This is a genomic window from Streptomyces sp. NPDC089915 (assembly GCF_040684675.1).
Classification (GTDB): domain Bacteria; phylum Actinomycetota; class Actinomycetes; order Streptomycetales; family Streptomycetaceae; genus Streptomyces.
Genome location: NZ_JBFBGN010000027.1, coordinates 13,975 through 32,687 on the forward strand (window position 1 = coordinate 13,975; position 18,713 = coordinate 32,687).

At 72.7% G+C, this 18,713-nt stretch carries 19 protein-coding genes; 7 read left to right on the top strand and 12 right to left on the bottom strand.

Translation table 11 applies throughout. The features are described 5' to 3' along the window. Positions 1 to 82 precede the first annotated feature (82 nt). The 5 genes from rlmB to AB0O29_RS11490 all read right to left on the bottom strand — a co-directional run bounded on the left by rlmB (position 83) and on the right by AB0O29_RS11490 (position 4,772). Positions 83 to 1,054: a 23S rRNA (guanosine(2251)-2'-O)-methyltransferase RlmB gene (rlmB, locus tag AB0O29_RS11470; protein WP_365149695.1), complete on the bottom strand. Its 972-nt coding sequence runs from the start codon at positions 1,052 to 1,054 to the stop codon at positions 83 to 85. 144 nt (positions 1,055 to 1,198) lie between these two features. After that, the gene (cysS, locus tag AB0O29_RS11475) at positions 1,199 to 2,599 is read right to left on the bottom strand and encodes a cysteine--tRNA ligase (protein ID WP_365149698.1); all 1,401 of its coding nucleotides are present in this window, start codon (positions 2,597 to 2,599) and stop codon (positions 1,199 to 1,201) included. 137 nt (positions 2,600 to 2,736) lie between these two features. Beyond that, positions 2,737 to 3,270, bottom strand: coding sequence for a 2-C-methyl-D-erythritol 2,4-cyclodiphosphate synthase (gene ispF, locus AB0O29_RS11480; RefSeq protein WP_365149701.1), 534 nt, complete (start codon positions 3,268 to 3,270; stop codon positions 2,737 to 2,739). After that, positions 3,260 to 4,006, bottom strand: a complete 747-nt coding sequence (ispD, locus tag AB0O29_RS11485; protein WP_365149704.1) for a 2-C-methyl-D-erythritol 4-phosphate cytidylyltransferase — start codon at positions 4,004 to 4,006, stop codon at positions 3,260 to 3,262. Before ispD ends, ispF begins: the two co-directional genes overlap by 11 nt. 283 nt (positions 4,007 to 4,289) lie before the next feature. Then, the gene (locus AB0O29_RS11490) at positions 4,290 to 4,772 is read right to left on the bottom strand and encodes a CarD family transcriptional regulator (protein ID WP_003953493.1); all 483 of its coding nucleotides are present in this window, start codon (positions 4,770 to 4,772) and stop codon (positions 4,290 to 4,292) included. 555 nt (positions 4,773 to 5,327) lie between these two features. On the opposite strand from AB0O29_RS11490, the gene AB0O29_RS11495 reads away from it, so the two are divergent. Then, positions 5,328 to 5,993, top strand: a complete 666-nt coding sequence (locus tag AB0O29_RS11495; protein ID WP_365149707.1) for a DUF461 domain-containing protein — start codon at positions 5,328 to 5,330, stop codon at positions 5,991 to 5,993. 92 nt (positions 5,994 to 6,085) lie between these two features. On the opposite strand, the gene AB0O29_RS11500 is transcribed toward AB0O29_RS11495, so the two are convergent. Together AB0O29_RS11500 and AB0O29_RS11505 are read right to left on the bottom strand one after the other, a co-directional pair. Then, a complete protein-coding gene (locus tag AB0O29_RS11500) occupies positions 6,086 to 6,766 on the bottom strand; it encodes a response regulator transcription factor (RefSeq protein WP_042813788.1) in 681 nt (226 codons plus the stop codon). Beyond that, positions 6,763 to 8,022 carry an ATP-binding protein gene (locus tag AB0O29_RS11505; RefSeq protein ID WP_365149710.1) on the bottom strand — a complete coding sequence of 420 codons (1,260 nt, stop codon included), beginning with the start codon at positions 8,020 to 8,022 and terminating at the stop codon, positions 6,763 to 6,765. The genes AB0O29_RS11500 and AB0O29_RS11505 overlap by 4 nt, the downstream gene beginning before the upstream one ends. A gap of 220 nt (positions 8,023 to 8,242) precedes the next feature. Here AB0O29_RS11505 and phoU point away from each other — a divergent pair, with 220 nt between their 5' ends. After that, on the top strand, positions 8,243 to 8,920 hold the full coding sequence (gene phoU / locus AB0O29_RS11510) for a phosphate signaling complex protein PhoU (protein WP_365149713.1): 678 nt from the start codon (positions 8,243 to 8,245) through the stop codon (positions 8,918 to 8,920). A gap of 105 nt (positions 8,921 to 9,025) precedes the next feature. Continuing rightward, entirely contained in the window at positions 9,026 to 9,175 is a 150-nt protein-coding gene (locus AB0O29_RS11515) for a hypothetical protein (protein ID WP_167344738.1), read from the top strand. A gap of 92 nt (positions 9,176 to 9,267) precedes the next feature. On the opposite strand, the gene AB0O29_RS11520 is transcribed toward AB0O29_RS11515, so the two are convergent. Together AB0O29_RS11520 and AB0O29_RS11525 are read right to left on the bottom strand one after the other, a co-directional pair. Beyond that, positions 9,268 to 10,008 carry a VOC family protein gene (locus tag AB0O29_RS11520; RefSeq protein ID WP_365149717.1) on the bottom strand — a complete coding sequence of 247 codons (741 nt, stop codon included), beginning with the start codon at positions 10,006 to 10,008 and terminating at the stop codon, positions 9,268 to 9,270. A gap of 110 nt (positions 10,009 to 10,118) precedes the next feature. Beyond that, positions 10,119 to 10,877, bottom strand: a complete 759-nt coding sequence (locus tag AB0O29_RS11525) for a phosphoglyceromutase (protein ID WP_365149720.1) — start codon at positions 10,875 to 10,877, stop codon at positions 10,119 to 10,121. Positions 10,878 to 11,061: 184 nt separating this feature from the next. On the opposite strand from AB0O29_RS11525, the gene AB0O29_RS11530 reads away from it, so the two are divergent. Then, entirely contained in the window at positions 11,062 to 12,390 is a 1,329-nt protein-coding gene (locus tag AB0O29_RS11530; protein WP_365149723.1) for an MFS transporter, read from the top strand. Between the two features lie 28 nt (positions 12,391 to 12,418). Here the strand turns inward: AB0O29_RS11530 and AB0O29_RS11535 are convergent, their stop codons facing one another. Together AB0O29_RS11535 and mshA are read right to left on the bottom strand one after the other, a co-directional pair. Beyond that, positions 12,419 to 12,910: a YbjN domain-containing protein gene (locus AB0O29_RS11535; protein WP_365149726.1), complete on the bottom strand. Its 492-nt coding sequence runs from the start codon at positions 12,908 to 12,910 to the stop codon at positions 12,419 to 12,421. Further along, positions 12,903 to 14,285: a D-inositol-3-phosphate glycosyltransferase gene (mshA, locus tag AB0O29_RS11540; protein ID WP_365149729.1), complete on the bottom strand. Its 1,383-nt coding sequence runs from the start codon at positions 14,283 to 14,285 to the stop codon at positions 12,903 to 12,905. The genes AB0O29_RS11535 and mshA overlap by 8 nt, the downstream gene beginning before the upstream one ends. 213 nt (positions 14,286 to 14,498) lie before the next feature. Here mshA and AB0O29_RS11545 point away from each other — a divergent pair, with 213 nt between their 5' ends. The 3 genes from AB0O29_RS11545 (at position 14,499) to AB0O29_RS11555 (ending at position 18,295) form a co-directional block, all read left to right on the top strand. Continuing rightward, a complete protein-coding gene (locus AB0O29_RS11545; RefSeq protein WP_365149732.1) occupies positions 14,499 to 15,311 on the top strand; it encodes a class I SAM-dependent methyltransferase in 813 nt (270 codons plus the stop codon). A 211-nt stretch (positions 15,312 to 15,522) separates the two neighbouring features. After that, positions 15,523 to 16,620: an NlpC/P60 family protein gene (locus tag AB0O29_RS11550; RefSeq protein ID WP_365149735.1), complete on the top strand. Its 1,098-nt coding sequence runs from the start codon at positions 15,523 to 15,525 to the stop codon at positions 16,618 to 16,620. Between the two features lie 409 nt (positions 16,621 to 17,029). Further along, positions 17,030 to 18,295 carry a SpoIIE family protein phosphatase gene (locus tag AB0O29_RS11555; protein WP_365149738.1) on the top strand — a complete coding sequence of 422 codons (1,266 nt, stop codon included), beginning with the start codon at positions 17,030 to 17,032 and terminating at the stop codon, positions 18,293 to 18,295. A gap of 12 nt (positions 18,296 to 18,307) precedes the next feature. Here the strand turns inward: AB0O29_RS11555 and AB0O29_RS11560 are convergent, their stop codons facing one another. Next, positions 18,308 to 18,649 (bottom strand): DUF2516 family protein, encoded by a 342-nt coding sequence (locus AB0O29_RS11560; protein ID WP_365149741.1) that lies wholly within the window; start codon positions 18,647 to 18,649, stop codon positions 18,308 to 18,310. Between the last annotated feature and the right edge of the window lie 64 nt (positions 18,650 to 18,713).

An 18,713-nucleotide genomic window follows, 5' to 3' on the forward strand; every position in this document is an offset into this window, starting at 1 on the left:
GCCCGGAAAGGGCGGGGCGACACGCTCACGGGTCACTTCCCCTGAGCCGAGTGGATCAAGGGCTCACCCCGGTGGGCGACGCTCAGACGCGGCTCTGGGTGGCGCGGCGGCGGGCGGCCTCGTAGAGGACGACGCCGGCGGCGACGCCGGCGTTGAGGGACTCGGCGCCGCCGGGCATCGGGATGCGGACGAGGTAGTCGCAGTTCTCGCCGACGAGGCGGCCGAGGCCCTTGCCCTCGGAGCCGACGACGATGACGACGGGGCCGCCGAGGGCTTCGAGGTCCTGGACCTCGTGGGTGCCTTCCGCGGCGAGGCCGACGACGGTGATGCCGGCCTTCTTGTACTCCTGGAGGGCGCGGGTGAGGTTGGTGACGCGGGAGACCGGGGTGCGGGCGGCGGTGCCGGCGGAGGTCTTCCAGGCGCCGGCGGTCATGCCGGCGGCGCGGCGCTCGGGGATGACCACGCCGTGGCCGCCGAAGGCGGACACGGAGCGGACGATGGCGCCGAGGTTGCGCGGGTCGGTGACGCCGTCGAGGGCGACGATGAGGGGTTCCTCGCCGTTGTCGTAGGCGGCGTCGGTGAGGTCCTCGGGGTGCGCGTACTCGTACGGCGGGACCTGGAGGACGAGGCCCTGGTGGTTGAGCCCGTTGGTCATGCGGTCGAGCTCGGGGCGCGGGGCTTCCATCAGGTTGATGTTGCCGCGCTCGCCGGCGAGCTTGAGGGCGTCGCGGACGCGCTCGTCGTTGTCGATGAACTGCTGCACGTAGAGGGTGGTGGCGGGGACGCCGTCGCGCAGGGCCTCGAAGACGGGGTTGCGGCCGACGACCATCTCGCTGGTGCCCTTGGGGCCGCCGCGGCGGGGGGCCGGGCGGCGCTTGGCGGCCTGGCGGGCCATGGCGTTGGCGATGCGGTTCGCCTTGTGCTTCTTGCGGTCCTCCGCCTTGGGCGTGGGGCCCTTGCCTTCCAGGCCCTTGCGCCGCTGGCCACCGCTGCCGACCGTCGCGCCCTTCTTGTTGGACGTGCGGCGGTTCCTGCGCTGGCTGTTCCCGGCCATGACCTCTACCTGTTTTCGTTCGTGCTGCGATATGTACGTATGAAGAGTGTGCCGCCCGGAGGGCCGGGCGGCACAACGACGCTGGTCCGAGCGGGTCCGGTCCGGCTGTGGGCCGGGTCCGGACGGGTTCGGACCAGGTCCGGATCAGCGCGGGGCGAGCGTCCAGCGCGGGCCGGTGGGGCTGTCCTCGATGACCAGTCCGGACTGCTGGAGCTGGTCGCGGATGGCGTCGGCGGTCGCCCAGTCCTTGCGGGCCCGGGCGGACTCGCGCTGGTCGAGGACGAGGCGTACGAGGGTGTCGACGGCGCCGTGGAGTTCCTCGCCGCGGTCGGACTCGCCGGCCCACTGGGGGTCGAGCGGGTCCAGGCCGAGGACGCCGAGCATGGCCCGCACCTCGGCCAGACGGGCGATGGCCGCGTCCTTGTCGTCGGCGGCGAGCGCGCTGTTGCCCTGGCGGACGGTGGTGTGGACGATGGCGAGGGCCCCGGGCACGCCCAGGTCGTCGTCCATCGCCTCGGCGAAGGCCGGCGGCACCTCGGCGGCGGCCTCGACGGGCCCGCCCGCCTTCTCGATGACGCGCTGGCAGAAGCCCTCGATGCGCGCGAACGCGGACTCGGCCTCGCGCAGCGCGTCCTCGCTGTACTCGATCATCGAGCGGTAGTGCGGGGTGCCGAGGTAGTAGCGCAGGACGATCGGGCGCCACTGCTTGACCATCTCGGAGACGAGCACCGAGTTGCCGAGCGACTTGGACATCTTCTCGCCGGACATGGTGACCCAGGCGTTGTGCACCCAGAAGTTCGCGAACTCGTCGCCGAAGGCCTTGGCCTGGGCGATCTCGTTCTCGTGGTGCGGGAAGATCAGGTCGAGGCCGCCGCCGTGGATGTCGAAGGCGGAGCCGAGGTACTTGTGCGCCATGGCGGAGCATTCGAGGTGCCAGCCGGGGCGGCCGCGGCCCCAGGGGGTCTCCCAGGAGGGCTCGCCGGGCTTGGCGGCCTTCCACATGGCGAAGTCGCGGGAGTCGCGCTTGCCGGTCTCGCCCTCGGCGGAGGGCTGGAGGAGGTTGTCGAGCTCCTGGTTCGACAGCTCCAGGTAGCCGGGGAACGAGCGCACGTCGAAGTAGACGTTGCCGTCGGCCTCGTAGGCGTGGCCGCGCTCGATGAGGCCGCGCATCATCTCGACCATCTCGGTGACGTGGCCGGTGGCGCGGGGCTCGTAGGTGGGCGGCAGGCAGCCGAGGGCGGTGTAGCCGTCGTTGAAGGCGCGCTCGTTCTCGTAGCCGATGGACCACCAGGGGCGGCCCTGCTCGGCCGACTTGGAGATGATCTTGTCGTCGATGTCCGTGACGTTGCGGACGAAGGTGACGTCGTAGCCGCGGTAGGCGAACCAGCGGCGCATCATGTCGAAGTTGAGGCCGGAACGGATGTGCCCGATGTGCGGTGCCGCCTGCACGGTGGCACCACAGAGGTAGATCGAGACGCAGCCCGGCGTGAGCGGGGTGAAGTCGCGGATCTGCCGGGCGCTGGTGTCGTACAGGCGAATAGTCACGGCATCCAGGGTAGTGCGCCTGTGGCAGTGCCCCGCGACCGTTTGAGGTCGCGGGGACGCTTTGTTGCCGAAGAGGTGACATCCGCCGTGGGCGGCCTGACGTCCGTGCCGGCCGGCCCGTGGGGGGTATCCCGCGCTCAGTCCCGGTTCGTCCGGTAGACGAGGGCGGTGGCCAGGGCGGCGAGGCCTTCGGCGCGGCCGGTGAGGCCGAGTCCGTCGGTGGTGGTGCCGGAGACGGAGACGGGGGCGCCCGCCGCCGCCGAGAGCGCCTTCTGTGCTTCCTCGCGCCGCTTGCCGATCTTCGGGCGGACTCCGATCACCTGGATCGCGATGTTGCCGATCTCGAAGCCCTCGGCGCGGACGATCCGGGCGGCCTCCGCCAGCAGGGTGACGCCCGCGGCGCCGGACCACTCGGGGCGGGAGGTGCCGAAGTGGGCGCCGAGGTCTCCGACGCCGGCGGCGGAGAAGAGGGCGTCGCAGGCGGCGTGGGCGGCGACGTCGCCGTCGGAGTGGCCGGCGAGGCCGTCCTCCCCCTCCCACAGCAGGCCGGCGCACCACAGCTCGCGCCCGGTCTCGAAGGCGTGGACGTCGGTGCCGATGCCGACGAGCGGGATCAGGGGGGCGGCGGGCGTCCCGGCGGACTGCTCGGAACCTGCGGGGCTAGTAGGCATCGGTGGCCCTCCTGCGGGCGAGTACGGCCTCGGCGAGGACCAGGTCGAGGGGGCGGGTGACCTTGAAGGCCTCCTCGTGGCCGGGGACGACCACGACGGTGACCCCGGTGCGCTCCACCATTCCGGCGTCGTCGGTGGCGCCCTCGCCGTTGACGGCGATGGTGTCGTGCGCGTGGAGGAGGGTCTTGAGGTCGAAGCCCTGCGGGGTCTGCACGGCGCGCAGCCGGGCGCGCTCGGGGGTGCCGAGGACGGGCTCGGGCTCGCCGGGGCGGCCGGGCTCGACCTCCTTGACGGTGTCGGCCAGCGGCAGGGCGGGGACGACGGCGGGGGCGCCGTCGCGGACGGCCTCGACGACGGAGTCCACGGTCTCGACGGGGACCAGGGGGCGGGCCGCGTCGTGGACGAGGACGGAGGTGACGTCGGCCGGGAGGGCGTCCAGGCCGGCGCGCACGGACTCCTGGCGGGTCTCCCCGCCGGGGACGACGAGGACGTCGGTGCGTTCGGGCAGCGGGTGCTCGTCGAGGAGGTGGCGCACCTCGGCGGCGCCGTCGGGCGGGGCGACGACCACGACGAGGCTCACCGCGCGGGAGCGGGCCATGGCGCGGACGGCGTGGACGAGCATCGGGGTCCCGCCGAGGGCCCGCAGGGCCTTGGGGGCGCCGGGGCCGAGGCGTACCCCGCGGCCGGCGGCCGGGATCACCGCGGCGGTGCGGTGGGGGCGCGATTCGTCAGACATCAGTAGCTCCGAGCCAGGTTTGTGACTTCGGCCGACATGGGTATGGCCTGAAGGGTGCCGGGTGCGACGCCCTCGCCCCTTCCGTGACGACCGGTCGAGCCGGCTGCCCGGACCCGGCACGCCAGGTGGATTCCGTGGATACGTCCATGGACGCAGAGGCGGAAGCGGAAGCGGACGCAGACATGCCGCAGCGCCCGGCAACAGCCCTCTCGTAAGGGAGAGGGCCAGTCATCGGGCACCGCGGCACACTGTGATCACAGCGCTTGATCGAGATGCGTACGCGTCAGGACGCGAGCACCTCGTCGAGGAGGGCCTCGGCCTTGTCCTCGTTCGTGTTCTCGGCGAGCGCGAGCTCGCTCACCAGAATCTGACGCGCCTTCGCGAGCATCCGCTTCTCACCAGCGGAAAGCCCGCGCTCACGCTCACGACGCCACAGGTCACGCACCACTTCGGCGACCTTGATGACATCGCCCGAAGCGAGCTTCTCCAGATTTGCCTTGTAGCGACGAGACCAGTTCGTGGGCTCTTCTGCGTACGGTGCGCGGAGCACCTCGAAGACCCGGTCCAGCCCGTCCTGGCCGACTACGTCGCGAACACCGACGAACTCCGCATTGTCCGCAGGCACACGAACCGTCAGGTCGCCCTGGGCGACCTTGAGCACCAAGTAGGTCTTGTCCACGCCTTTGATCTGGCGAGTTTCGATGGCCTCGATCAGCGCGGCCCCGTGATGGGGATAGACCACGGTGTCGCCAACCTTGAACGTCATGTGACAGGTACCCCTTCCGTGGCTATCCAGGGTAACACGAGAACTGACTGTTATGAATGGCGTTTTCGCAGGTCAGGGCACATCTCGGGGCTTGACAACAACGACACGAACGTGCTGCGAAAGGCTTCCGGAGGGGGGTATTCGCAGGTCGGAGGCGCTGTGCGGACCGGGCGAAACGACCACGTTACACCTGGCGGACGCGGCCACCAGTGTGACGTACGTCCCGTTTTGCCGGGTTCCAGGACAGGAAACCGAAGTACTCCGTTCGACTGGCGGCCACCCGTACGGAGCGGGATCCGGCCCAATCGGGAATTGATCACGGACCGGTGTTCGAGGGAATGCCTGAATTCGATCACCGGAGGACCCTCCCGGGGGATAGCGGAATGCAAGATCGCGCACCCGTGCGGCGCCGTGCGCGCACTGCGGAGGGTCGGGTGCGGGGGCGGGGTGGCGGCTCGGTAACCTAAGCCCGCTGACACACCCTTAGGGCGGCTTTACCTCGGCCGCTCCGAGAGCCCACCGTCCCGTCCGTACGTCCTAGGAGTTGCCGCCGCCGTGAGCCGCAGCCTTCGACGCGGCGCCCTCGCCGCTTCCGCCGTAGTGTTCTCGCTCGCCTCGCTTGCCGCGTGCGGCGCGGGCAACGACGCGCAGACTCTCCAGATCAAGCCGGACAACGCCGCCGTCACCAAGGGCGACATCAAGGTCCAGAACGCCCTGGTGATCACCAAGGGCGACAAGGAGAAGAAGGGCCCGGCCTCCGTCTCGGCGACCCTCTTCAACTCCGGCACCAAGGACCAGACCCTGGACGCGATCACCCTGGCGGGTGGCAAGTCCAAGGTGACCCTCAAGGGCGCCGAGGGCTCCGGCAAGGTCACCGTGCCCGCCGGCGGCTCCGTGGTGCTCGGCGGCAAGGGCAACGCCTCCGCCGTCGTCGAGGGTGGCCGCGAGGCCGTCCAGAACGGCAACGTGCAGGAGATGACCTTCCAGCTCAGCACCGCCGGTGACGTGAAGCTGGACGCCTACGTCGTCCCGGCCAACGGCATGTACGCGGGCTACGGCCCCACCGAGGCCCCGGCCGCCGGCGCCACCCCCGCCCCCTCGGGCTCGGGCTCCGCCTCCCCGTCCGGCAGCCCCTCCGGCTCCCCCGCCCCCTCGGGCTCCGCCTCCGGCAGCCCGTCGGGCTCCCCCGCGGCCTCGCCGTCGCACAGCGCCGGCCACTGACGCCGGGCGGCGCGAGTCCGCCGCCGGGCATGAGGAAGGGGCCCCCGCCGCATCGCGGCCGGGGCCCCTTCCCGTTTCCCGCCCGGCAGGGCTTACGGCTCGAACTTGTAGCCGAGGCCGCGGACCGTGACCAGGTAGCGCGGGGCGCCCGGGTCCGGCTCGATCTTGGCGCGCAGGCGCTTGACGTGGACGTCGAGGGTCTTGGTGTCGCCGACGTAGTCCGCGCCCCATACCCGGTCGATCAGCTGCATGCGGGTCAGCACGCGGCCCGCGTTGCGCAGCAGCATCTCCAGCAGGTCGAACTCCTTGAGCGGGAGGTCCACCTTGGCCCCGCCGACGGTGACCACGTGCCGGTCCACGTCCATGCGGACGGGGCCGGCCTCCAGCGCCGCCGGGGTGACCTCCTCCGGCTCCCCGCGGCGGCGCAGGACCGCGCGGATGCGGGCGACCAGCTCGCGGGAGGAGAAGGGCTTCGTCACGTAGTCGTCGGCCCCTATCTCCAGCCCGACGACCTTGTCGATCTCGCTGTCCTTGGCCGTCACCATGATCACGGGGACGTTGGAGCGGCCTCGCAGCTGCCGGCAGACCTCGGTGCCCGGCAGGCCGGGCAGCATCAGGTCCAGGAGGACGAGGTCGGCGCCGTTGCGCTCGAACTCGTCGAGCCCGTCGGGCCCCGTCGCGGCGATCGCGACCTCGAAGCCTTCCTTGCGGAGCATGTAGGACAGGGCGTCGCTGAAGGATTCCTCATCCTCGACGACGAGCACTCGGGTCACGGAAGGACCTCCGGGGAGGGGACGACTGGTTCTGGGTCAAGCAGGGGCCGGGCGGGTTCGGGGGCCGTGGCCGGAGCCGCCCCGCCGGTGTCCGCGGCGGGCACCGCCGCCTCGGGGAGCCGCAGGGTGAACGTGGAGCCCTGGCCCTCGGAGCTCCACACCGACACCTCCCCGCCGTGCGAGGCCGCCACGTGCTTCACGATGGAGAGGCCCAGTCCGGTTCCGCCGGTGGCGCGGGAGCGGGCCGGGTCGACGCGGTAGAAGCGCTCGAAGACGCGCTCGCGGTCCTTCTCGGGGATGCCGATGCCCTGGTCGGTCACGGCTATCTCGATCAGGTCCCCGCCCGGGGCGGTCACCCGCCGGGCGGCGATCCCGACCCTGGTGCGGGCCGGGCTGTAGTTGACGGCGTTCTCGACCAGGTTGCCGAGCGCCGCGGCCAGCTGCCCCCGGTGTCCCCATACCCGCAGTTCGGCGGTGCCGCCGGCGGCCATGGTGATCTGCTTGGAGGTGGCCGTGTGCCGGCAGCGGTCGATGGCCTCCGCCACCAGCGTGTCCACCCGTACCGGCTCGGCGTCCTCCAGTGCCTCGTCGTTCTGCACCCGGGAGAGGTCGATGAGCTCCTGTACGAGGTTGATCAGGCGGGTGGCCTCGATCTGCATGCGGCCCGCGAAGCGGGTGACCGCCTCGGGGTCGTCCGAGGCGTCCATCACCGCCTCGGAGAGCAGGGAGATCGCGCCGACCGGGGTCTTCAGCTCGTGCGACACGTTCGCGACGAAGTCGCGGCGCACCGCCTCGATGCGGCGGGCCTCGGTGAGGTCCTCGACCAGCAGGAGTACGAGCCGGGAACCCAGCGGGGCGACGCGGGCGGAGACCGCGAGGGCCTCGCCGCGGCCGGTCCCGCGCCGGGGCAGGTCGAGTTCGATCTGGCGTATCTCACCGTCCCGGCGGGTGTCACGGGCCATGTGGAGCATGGGCTCCACGGCGAGCTTCCCGCCGCGGACCAGGCCCAGGGCGTAAGCCGCCGAGCTGGCCTTGACCACCGCGTCGCCCTCGTCGAGGACGACGGCGGAGGAGCGGAGTACGGAGAGCACCGTGTCCACGCCGGGCGGGAGCACCGCGTTGATGTCGGGGCGCATGGAGCTCCTCGTGGGGCGGGCTTGGTCGCGCTCGCTCCAGCGGAACGCCAGCATCGCGATCACACCGGTGCAGAGACCGGCGATCGCAGCAGCTGCGGCGACCGCCGCGTTCACGTCCATGTGTCCAGGTTAAGCAGCCCCGGCGACACTTCCACAGCCGTTCGGGTGGCAGCTCGAACACTCGTCGCCCAGAGTTCACCCTGGCGACGGTGTTGATTCATTTGTGATGCCGGAGTCGGACGCGTTGGCGGCCGAACGTGTCAACGTGGGGCACGACGGACCACACGGCAGTAGCAAGTAGCAGCAGCGAGTAGTAGGCAAGCAGGCAGGAGAAGGACACATGCGCGACGCGTACCACGAGGAACTGGACTCGATCGGAGAGAGCCTGGTCGAGATGGCCCGGCTCGTCGGTTCCGCGATCGGGCGGGCCACGACCTCCATGCTGGACGCCGACCTGAAGCTCGCCGAGAGCGTCATCGCCGCAGACCAGAAGGTCGACGACCTCCAGCACGACCTGGAGGCCCGCGCCATCGCCCTGCTGGCCCGCCAGCAGCCGGTCGCCACCGACCTGCGCATCGTCGTCACCTCGCTGCGCATGAGCGCCGACCTGGAGCGCTCCGGCGACCTGGCGCAGCACGTGGCGAAGCTGGCCCGGCTGCGGTTCCCGGACCGCGCGGTGCCGCGCGACCTGCACGCCACGATCCTGGAGATGGGGCAGCTGGCGCAGCGCCTGATGGCGAAGGCGGCCGAGGTCATCATCACGAAGGACGTCGACCTGGCCCTCCAGCTGGAGCAGGACGACGACGAGATGGACCAGCTGCACCGCACCCTCTTCCAGCACCTGATGGACGACCGCTGGAAGCACGGCATCGAGACGGCCGTGGACGTGACCCTGCTGGGCCGCTACTACGAGCGGTTCGCCGACCACGCGGTGTCGGTGGCCAAGCGCGTGGTGTACCTGGTGACGGGTGAGCACGCGGACGAGCTCCAGCAGCCGACGCAGATCGAGGGCGTCTGAGCGGCGGCTTCCGCGCCCCAGTGCGCCGTTGACGCGCCGCTGTGGCTGGGCATGAATGAGGCGAAGGCACCACGACGTCCCGTACGCCGCCTGCGAGGAGGATCCATGCCCGATTCCCCCGTCCCCATCACCCCGGAGCAGGAGCAGCCGCCCCGTCCGGAGCCCCTGCGCCTGCCCCTGCTCGCGGCCTGCGGCTGCGGCTCCGGCTGCGGCTGCGGCTGCCAGTCCGGCGCCCCCTGCCAGTGCGGGGGCTGACGGCCACCGCCGCCCGCGCAGCCCGCAGGGCCCCGTCCGATCCGTCGGACGGGGCCCTCACGCGTGAGCGGGGTGAGCCTGCGGCGGCGGGGTCAGCGGGGGCTCAGGAGGCAGAACTCGTTGTTCTCCGGGTCGGCCAGGACCGTCCAGGAGATGGCCGACGGGTCCATGCCGGCGGGGTCGGTGGCCCCCAGGGCGCGCAGCCGGTCCGCCTCCGCCCGCGGGTCCGCGCCGGAGTAGGGGGCGACGTCGAGGTGGACGCGGTTCCATCCGGTCTTGGGGTCGGGGTTGCGCAGGAACTCCAGGTAGGGGCCGACGCCGTGGGAGGAGCGCAGGGTCGCCTGCTCGTCGGTGACCGCGTGCAGCGTCCAGTCCGTCGCCGCGCTCCAGAAGCGGGCCATCTCGCGCGGGTCGGCGCAGTCGACCACCACCGCGGCGACCGGCCCGGTGTCGCCGTAGACCGGGCGGGGCTCCAGTACGCAGAACTCGTTGCCCTCGGGGTCGGCCATGACCGTCCAGGGGACGTCGCCCTGGCCCACGTCGGCGAGGGTGGCGCCGAGGTCCTTCAGGCGTGCGACCAGCTCCGCCTGGTGGGCGGCCGAGGTGGTGGCGAGGTCGAGGTGCACCCGGTTCTTGCCCGTCTTGGGCTCAGGGCGGGCGATGAGGTCGACGCAGACGGCCGCCGGGTCGGGGTAGCTGAACCCGAGGGGTTCGAGGTTGGTGACCCCGGGCCCTTCGCTGTCGATCCCCCAGCCGAGCGCCGCGGCCCAGAACCGGCCGAGCGCGGAGTCGTCGACGGCCTTCATGTTGATCTGCACGAGTCGTGTTGCCATGGCAGGGATCCTAGGGACGACCGGCCCCCGGCGATAGCGAAAATGCCCCCCGCCGGCGCCGTACGCGCAGGCGGGGGGCATGATCAGCGATCTTGCCGCGTCTTCGGGGCTTACTTCTTGCCCTGGTTCTTCACGGCCTCGATGGCGGCCGCGGCGGCCTCCGGGTCGAGGTAGGTGCCGCCCGGGTTGAGGGGCTTGAAGTCGGCGTCGAGCTCGTAGGAGAGCGGGATGCCGGTCGGGATGTTCAGGCCCGCGATGTCGGCGTCGGAGATGCCGTCGAGGTGCTTGACCAGGGCGCGCAGGGAGTTGCCGTGCGCGGCGACCAGGACGGTGCGGCCGTCGATGAGGTCCGGGACGATCGCGTCGTACCAGTACGGGAGCATGCGGACGACGACGTCCTTGAGGCACTCGGTGCGCGGGCGCAGCTCCGGCGGGATGGAGGCGTAGCGCGGGTCCTCGGACTGGGAGAACTCGGTGCCGTCCTCGAGGGCCGGCGGCGGGGTGTCGTACGAGCGGCGCCACAGCATGAACTGCTCCTCGCCGAACTCGGCGAGGGTCTGGGCCTTGTCCTTGCCCTGGAGGGCGCCGTAGTGGCGCTCGTTCAGGCGCCAGGAGCGGTGGACGGGGATCCAGTGGCGGTCGGCGGACTCCAGGGCCAGCTGCGCGGTGCGGATGGCGCGCTTCTGGAGGGAGGTGTGCACGACGTCGGGGAGCAGGCCGGCGTCCTTGAGCAGCTCACCGCCGCGGACCGCCTCCTTCTCGCCCTTCTCGTTGAGGTTGACGTCCACCCAGCCGGTGAACAGGTTCTTCGCGTTCCATTCGCTCTCGCCGTGGCGGAGGAGGATCAGCTTGTACGGTGCGTCGGCCATGCGTACGAGCCTAGTGGACGGCCGGGGGCGCTCGCGCGCGGTCCGGGGGCGGCCGCGGGACGGTCCCGGGACGGTCCCGCCGGGCCCCGATTGACGTCCGGCGTCAATTGAGTGGCGTGCGGCGGGCCCCTCTCGTAATGTGCCGGGCGGATCAGTGACACTTACACCGCCCGGGGGAATCCTTATGTCCGTTGCCCGTCTGCGCCGGTCCGCCCGGGAGAGCGTCTCGGGCCTGCCGCGCGCGTTCTGGTGGCTGTGGGCGAGCACGCTCGTCAATCGGCTCGGGGCCTTCGTCGCCACGTTCATGGCTTTGTACCTGACCCTGGAGCGGGGCTACTCGGCCTCCTTCGCGGGACTCGTGGCCGCCCTGCACGGGCTGGGCGGGGTGGTGTCCTCGCTGGTGTCGGGGGTGATGGCCGACCGGCTGGGGCGGCGTCCGACGATGCTGGTCGCGCAGGTCTCGACGGCCGGGTCGGTGGCGCTGCTGGGGTTCATGGAGCACCCGGCGGCGATCGCGGCGGTGGCGATGCTGGTCGGCATGACCTCGAACGCCTCCCGGCCGGCGGTGCAGGCGATGATGGCGGACATCGTCCGGCCGGAGGACCGGGTACGGGCCTTCGCGCTGAACTACTGGGCCATCAACCTGGGCTTCGCGGTGAGCTCGATGGCGGCGGGGCTGGTCGCCGAGTACAGCTACCTGGCCGGGTTCCTGGGCGAGGCGGCGCTGACGCTGCTGTGCGCGGTGCTGGTGTTCCTGAAGCTGCCCGAGTCGCGGCCGGAGGAGGCCGCGGGGGGCAAGGCGGACGCGGCGGGGGCCGGGGGCGGCGGGATCGGGCTGGGGACCGTGCTGCGGGACGGGCGGTTCATGGGCATCGTCGGGCTGTCGTTCCTGATCTCGGTGATCTACACGCAGGGCTCGGTGGGGCTGCCGGTGGCGATGGGCGCGGCCGGGTTCTCCCCCGGGGAGTACGGGCTGGTCATCGCGGTGAACGGGGTGCTGATCGTGGCGCTCCAGCTGCCGGTGACCCGGTTCATCGAGGACCGGGACCCGCGGCGGCTGCTGGTGGTGTCCTCGCTGCTGGTCGGCTACGGGTTCGCGCTGACGGCGTTCGCCGGGCCGCTGTGGTCGTACGCGCTGGCGGTGTGCGTGTGGACGCTGGCGGAGATCGTGAACGCGCCGACGCAGATGTCGCTGGTGGTGCGGCTGTCCCCGGTGCGGGGGCGCGGGCGGTACCAGGGGATGTACACGATGTCGTGGGCGGTCGCCTCGCTGGTGGCTCCGCTGATGTCGGGGTTCGTGATCGACCGCTGGGGCGCCGCCTGGCTGTGGGCGTCGACGGGCGTGCTGGGGACGGTGGCCGCGGGCGGGTACTGGTTCCTGATGCGGGGGCTCCCGGAGGGGTCCGGCGAGGCCGGGGCGGCCCCCGCCACGGCTACCGCCCCCTCCTCCGCCACGGCCTCCGCCGAGGCCGCGCCGGCCGGTGGTGCGGTGGTGGCCCCCGCCGAGGTGTAGGGGGCGGGCGCGCCGAGGGCGGCCGGGGTCAGGGAGCGGCCGGGCGGGTCAGGTGCTTGAAGGCGTCCAGGTTGTGGGTGGGTTCACCGCGCGACGTGCGCCATTCGTACTCGCGCCGGATCGCGCCCGCGAAACCGAGCTCCAGGAGGGTGTTGAACGCGCCGTCCGCCGCCTCCAGGACCGTGCCGAGGAGCCGGTCCAGGTCGTCCGGGGTGACCACGGACAGGGGGAGGCGCGCCGTGAGGTAGACGTCGCCGAGCGGGTCGACCGCGTACGCCATCCCGTACAGCTTGAGGTTGCGTTCCAGCAGCCAGCGGTGGACGCCGGCCTCGTTCTCGTCGGGGTGGCGGATGACGAAGGCGTTGACCGAGAGGGAGTGCCGGCCGACGCGCAGCGAGCAGGTGGTGCTCAGCTTGCGGGTGCCGGGGAGCTGGACGACGTACGTGCCGGGCTGCGGGCTCTCCCAGCTCAGCTCGGCGCCGGCCAGCGTGGACTCGATGATCGCGGCGGTGTCAGCCATGGTGGGAGCGTACGCGACGGCGGTGATCATGCATGGCCGCGGTGTACACGTCGGCGGTTCCGCTGGCGGCGGTGTCCCAGCCGAAGTGCTGGGCGTGCCGTGCGGCGGCGGCGCCCATGCGGTCCGTGAGGCCGGGTTCGTCGACGAAGCGGCGCAGGGCGCGGGCGTAGTCGACGGGGTCGTGGCCGGGGACGAGGATGCCGGTGGTCCCGTCGTCGACGGCGACGGGGAGTCCGCCGACGGCGGCGGCGAGGACGGGCGTGCCGGTGGCCTGGGCCTCGATGGCGACCAGTCCGAAGGACTCGTTGTAGGAGGGCATGACCAGCACGGACGCCGCCCGGAACCAGTCGGCGAGCCGGTCCTGGTCCACCGGCGGGTGGAAGTGGACGAGGTCGGTGATGCCGAGTTTCGCGGCGAGCTTCTGGAGTCCCTCGGGCTTGGCGAGGCCGCTGCCGCTGGGGCCGCCGACGACGGGGACGAAGAGGCGGCCGCGCAGGGCGGGGTCGCGGTCGACGAGTTCGGCGACCGCGCGGAGCAGGATGTCGGGGGCCTTGAGGGGCTGGATGCGGCCGGCGAAGAGCGGGATGACGGCGTCCTGGGGCAGGCCGAGCCGGGCGCGGGCGGCGGCGCGGCCGTCGCCGGTGGTGAAGCGGTCGAGGTTCACGCCGGGGTGGACGACGGCCACCTTGCCGGGGTCGGCCTCGTAGTACCGGACGAGTTCGTCGGCCTCTTCGGCGGTGTTCGCGATGAGCCGGTCGGCGGCGGCGACGATCTGGGTCTCGCCGATGACGCGGGCGGCGGGCTCGGGGGTGTCGCCCTCGGCGAGGGCGGCGTTCTTGACCTTGGCCATGGTGTGCATGGCGTGGACGAGGGGGACACCCCAGCGTTCGGCGGCGAGCCAGCCGACGTGGCCCGAGAGCCAGTAGTGGGAGTGGACGAGGTCGTAGTAGCCGGGGCGGTGGCCGGCCCAGGCCTGCATGACGCCGTGGGTGAAGGCGCACAGCTGGGCGGGGAGCTCCTCCTTGGCGAGTCCCTCGTAGGGGCCCGCGTCCACGTGCCGGACGAGGACGCCGGGGGCGAGCTCGACGACGGGCGGGAGGCCGCCGGTGGTGGCCCGGGTGAAGATCTCCACCTCGATGTTGATCGCGGCGAGGCGGCGGGCGAGCTCCACGATGTAGACGTTCATACCGCCGGCGTCGCCGGTGCCGGGCTGGTGCAGGGGTGAGGTGTGCACGCTGAGCATGGCCACGCGGCGGGGCTTGCGGTGGTGGCCGACGGCCGGGAGGCGCAGGCGGGGCGCGTCCTGGCGGGCGCCGCGGGCGGCGGCGATGCGGCCGCTGATGCTGCCGCCGATGCGGGACACGTACTGGCTCAAGGGAGCGGTTCCTCTCGCTCGGATGGCGCGGACGGCGGGCTGGGCGGTGTGCCGGTGGGGCGGCACGGTTGACGGCATGCGTGCGGGAGCGCGCGCGGCGCTCTGCAAGGAGTGCAACCCGGATGGCGGTCCCCCGCATTCCGGGGGCGGTGATTTTCCTGCTCGGGACGCCGGATTTTTTTGCGGGCCGGTGGCTCCGCTTACGCTCGGCGCATGGTCTCCCGCAGCACTCCGCCCGCCCCGAAGCGCCCTGTGGGCACCGTGACGCGGGGCACGACGAACCCGAACCGGCTGCGGCGCATGGACCGCTGGATCGCCGCCGCGCACGGGGCGGCGCTGCGCCGGGCGCAGGCGCCGGTGGCGGTGGACCTGGGGTACGGGGCGGCGCCCTGGACGGCGGTGGAGCTGCTGGCGCGGCTGCGGGAGGCGGCGCCCGGGGTGCGGGTGGTGGGGATCGAGATCGAGCCGGCACGGGTGGCGGGGGCGAAGCCGTACGAGCGGGAGGGGCTGAGCTTCCGGCACGGGGGCTTCGAGGTGCCGCTGGACGGCGGGGAGCGGCCCGCGCTGATCCGGGCGGCGAACGTGCTGCGGCAGTACGACGAGGAGCAGGTCGAGGCGGTCTGGGAGCGGCTGTGCGGGCGGCTGGCGCCGGAGGGGCTGCTGGTGGAGGGGACCTGCGACGAGATCGGGCGGCGGCACGTGTGGGTGGCGCTGGGGCCGGAGGGGCCGCGGACGGTGACGTTCGCGACGCGGCTGGGTTCGCTGGAGCGGCCGTCGGACCTGGCGGAGCGGCTGCCGAAGGCGCTGATCCACCGGAACGTGCCGGGTGAGGCGGTGCACGCGTTCCTGCGGGACTTCGACCGGGCGTGGGCGGCGGCCGCCCCGTACGCCTCGTACGGGGCGCGGCAGCGGTGGATCCGGACGGCGCGGGCGCTGGCGGGTGACTGGCCGCTGGCGGACGGGCCGGTGCGGTGGAGGCAGGGGGAACTGACGGTGCGCTGGGAGGCGTTGCGCCCGGCGGGGTGAAACCGGCGTGGCGGGGAACCGGGGGCGGGGGCGGCCCGTTGAGCCGTCCGGGAGGGACGCTGCGTGGCGGGTCGTGACCGGAGCGGAATCCGGAGGGTGTTGGAATCCGCCGGTTCGTGGCACCATCCCGGAGACAGTGCCAAGTTACTGATGAATAGTCAGATCTGATATCGGGTGATGCAGGTTCTGACTCGGGGCGCCTGGGGGAGCCATGGGGACCGTGAAGCGAGTGCCGTCGCGCCGTAGGGGGGCGTCCGCCCTGACGCTGCTGTGCGCGATGGCGATACTGGCGGCCCCCGGCCTCACGACGGGCGCGGCGTACGCGGTCCCGTCCCCGCCGGCCGCGCCGGCGGCGCCCGCGCCGGAGCCGGGCGCCAAGTCGCTGGAGCAGGTCCGCAAGGAGATAGACGACCTCTACCGGCAGGCCGGCAGCGCGACGGACGCCTACAACCTCGCGGAGAGCGAGACCAAGGCCCAGTCCGAGCGGATCGTCGAGATCGCCAAGCTGGTGGTGGCGGGCCAGGACCGGATCTCCACCCTGAAGGACCGCGCGGGCGCGGCGGCCCGGGCCCAGTACCGCTCGGGCGGCCTGCCGCCGGGCGCGCGCCTCGCGCTGAGCGACAGCCCGTCCTCCTTCCTCGACGGGGCGGACCGGCTGCGGCAGGGCGAGAAGGCCACCACGGACCTGCTGGCCGAACTGACGCGCACCCAGGGCGACTTGGAGCGGTACGCGAAGGACGCGGGCGCCCTCTGGCAGAAGATGGAGGACAACCGGGCCAAGAAGGAAGCCGCCAAGAAGGAGATCGAGGACAAGATCAAGGCGGCGGAGGCCCTGGAGAACAGGCTGGCGGCCGAGGAGAAGGCCCGGCTGATCCAGCTGGAGCAGGACGCGCAGTACCAGGCGCAGACGGCATGGCTGTCGTCGGGCGCGATGAAGGACGTCAAGGGCCTCGCCTCGGACGCGGGCAGGCGGGCGGTGCAGTTCGCCACCGCGCAGATAGGCAAGCCGTACGTCTGGGGCGCGGAGGGTCCGGGCTCCTACGACTGCTCCGGGCTGACCTCCCAGGCGTGGCTGGCGGCGGGGCGGCCGATCCCGCGCACCTCGCAGGAGCAGCTGCGGCTGCTGCCGAAGGTCGCGCTGAAGGACATGCGGCCCGGGGACCTGATCATCTACTTCGACGACGCGACCCACGTCGGGATGTACGTCGGGGACGGGGCGATCGTGCACGCGCCGCGGCCCGGGCGGAACGTGACGATGGCGGGCGCCGGCTCGATGCCGATCAAGGCCGTGGTCCGGCCCGACGCGTAGGCCCTGGCCGGGCGGGTCGGGGGGGTCCGGGGCGCGGCCGCCCCGGACGCCCGGGCGCCGTCTCCCGGGGGCTCCGCCCCCAGACCCCCGCGCCTCAAACTCCCCCAGCTACCGCTGGGAGGTGCCCCCTGGCGGGGCTGGAATGTGCTGCGCACATCCAGCCCGCGCGGCGCTTGAGCCCGCCGGGGTCCGGGGCTTGCCCCGGGGAACGGGTGAAGGGCGGGTAGGGGACCTCGCCCCGCGCAGCGGCCCCCGTACGCCCCGTGACAGCCGGCTCCGGCGGGGCCCGGCGGGCCGTGACGTTGGTCATCCCGGCCCGTCGGGTTTCCGCCGGGATAGGGGCATATGCCGCCGGGCCCCGCCCGGCACGGCATTCCCCCGCCCCGCCCCCGCCCGCTAGGGTCCCGGCATGAGCGCACTTCCGGGGGGAGGCAAGGAACCGGAGACGATGCCCGTACCCGTACCGCGGCAGAGGGAGACCCCTGTCACGGAGATCGGCGGCCCCGCCCCGCTGACCCTCCTCGTCGTCGAGGACGACCCGGCGGGCGGTCTCACCGTCCCCGAGATCCTCGACACCGACGGCCAGCGCATCCGGCTCCGCAGCGCCCGCAACCTCACCGAGGCCGCCCGGCTGCTCACCCCCGACGTGCACTGCGTCCTGCTCGACCTGGCCCTGCCCGGCCCCGACGAGGACGGCTTCGGCGCCCTGCGCGAGGTCCTGCGCATCGCCCCGCGCCACGCCGTGCTCGTGCTCACCGCCGAGGCCGACGCCGATCGCGCCGCAGAGGCCGTACGCGTCGGCGCCCAGGACTTCCTCTTCCGCGACGAGCTCGACGGGCGGCTCCTGAGCCGTGCGATCCGCTACGCCGTGGAGAGAAAACGAGCCGATATCGCCCAGTACAAGCTCGCAGAATCGAAACTCCGGGCCCAGGAGAACGCCCGCCTGGAACGCGGGCTGCTCCCCACGCCCCTCCTCGACGGCTCCGACCTCCGCTTCGCCGCCCGCTACCGCCCCGGCCGCAGCCGGGCCCTGCTCGGCGGCGACTTCTACGACGCGGTCCGCACCCCCGACGGCACCGTCCACGCCATGATCGGCGACGTCTGCGGCCACGGCCCCGACGAGGCGGCCCTCGGCGTCGAGCTGCGGATCGCCTGGCGGGCGCTGACCCTGGCCGGGCTGTGCGGGGACGACCTGCTGGCCACCCTCCAGGAGGTCCTGGAGGTGGAGCGGCCCTGCGAGGAGATCTTCGCGACCCTGTGCACGGTCGACATCTCCCCCGACGGCCGCCGCGCGGGCCTGTGCCTGGCCGGCCACCCGGCCCCGCTGGTCTCCCGCCCGGGCCGCCCCGCCCGACTGCTGCCGTACGAGAACAGCGGCCCGGCGCTGGGGCTGCTCCCCCGGGCCCGCTGGCCCCGCCGCCAGGTGGACCTAGGCGGCAGCTGGAGCCTGATGCTCTACACGGACGGCCTCATCGAGGGCCGGATCGGCGAGGGCCGCGAGCGACTCGGCCAGGACGGCATGGTCGACATGATCAACCGGCACCTGGAGGACGGCCTGACCGGCGAGGCCCTCCTGGAGGCGTCCGTCACCGAGGCCCGCCGCCTCAACGGCGGCGAGCTCACCGACGACGTCGCCGTGGTCCTGCTCTCCCGCGCCGCGAGGGAGAGCGTCTAGCCCCGTACGGGTCTAGCGGCCGCCGTTGTACGGGCCGTACGGGCCGTCGCTGCTGCTGCCGCCCCGGCGCCGGTTGCCGCCGCCCGAGACCTGCTTGAGGGCGGGGCGCACGTCTACGAAGAACACGATGGACGCCACCAGGCCCGCGATCTGCAGGAACAGCATCCCGAGGAAGAAGTCCACCAGGACGGTGACGCCCAGGATGACCAGCCAGAAGGTCTTGGTCTGCTTGTCCGCGGCCCGGTAGGCGTCCTCGCGCGCCGTCAGCGCGAGGACGAAGGCCACGACGGCGAGCGCCAGCATGGCGTAGCCGAGCAACGGGAGGACCCCGTTATCGAACCCCTGCATCAGCATCGTTCCGACCGCCTTCTCGCATCCAGCACTTCTGACTCCACGCTACCGCCCGAGCCGCCATCCG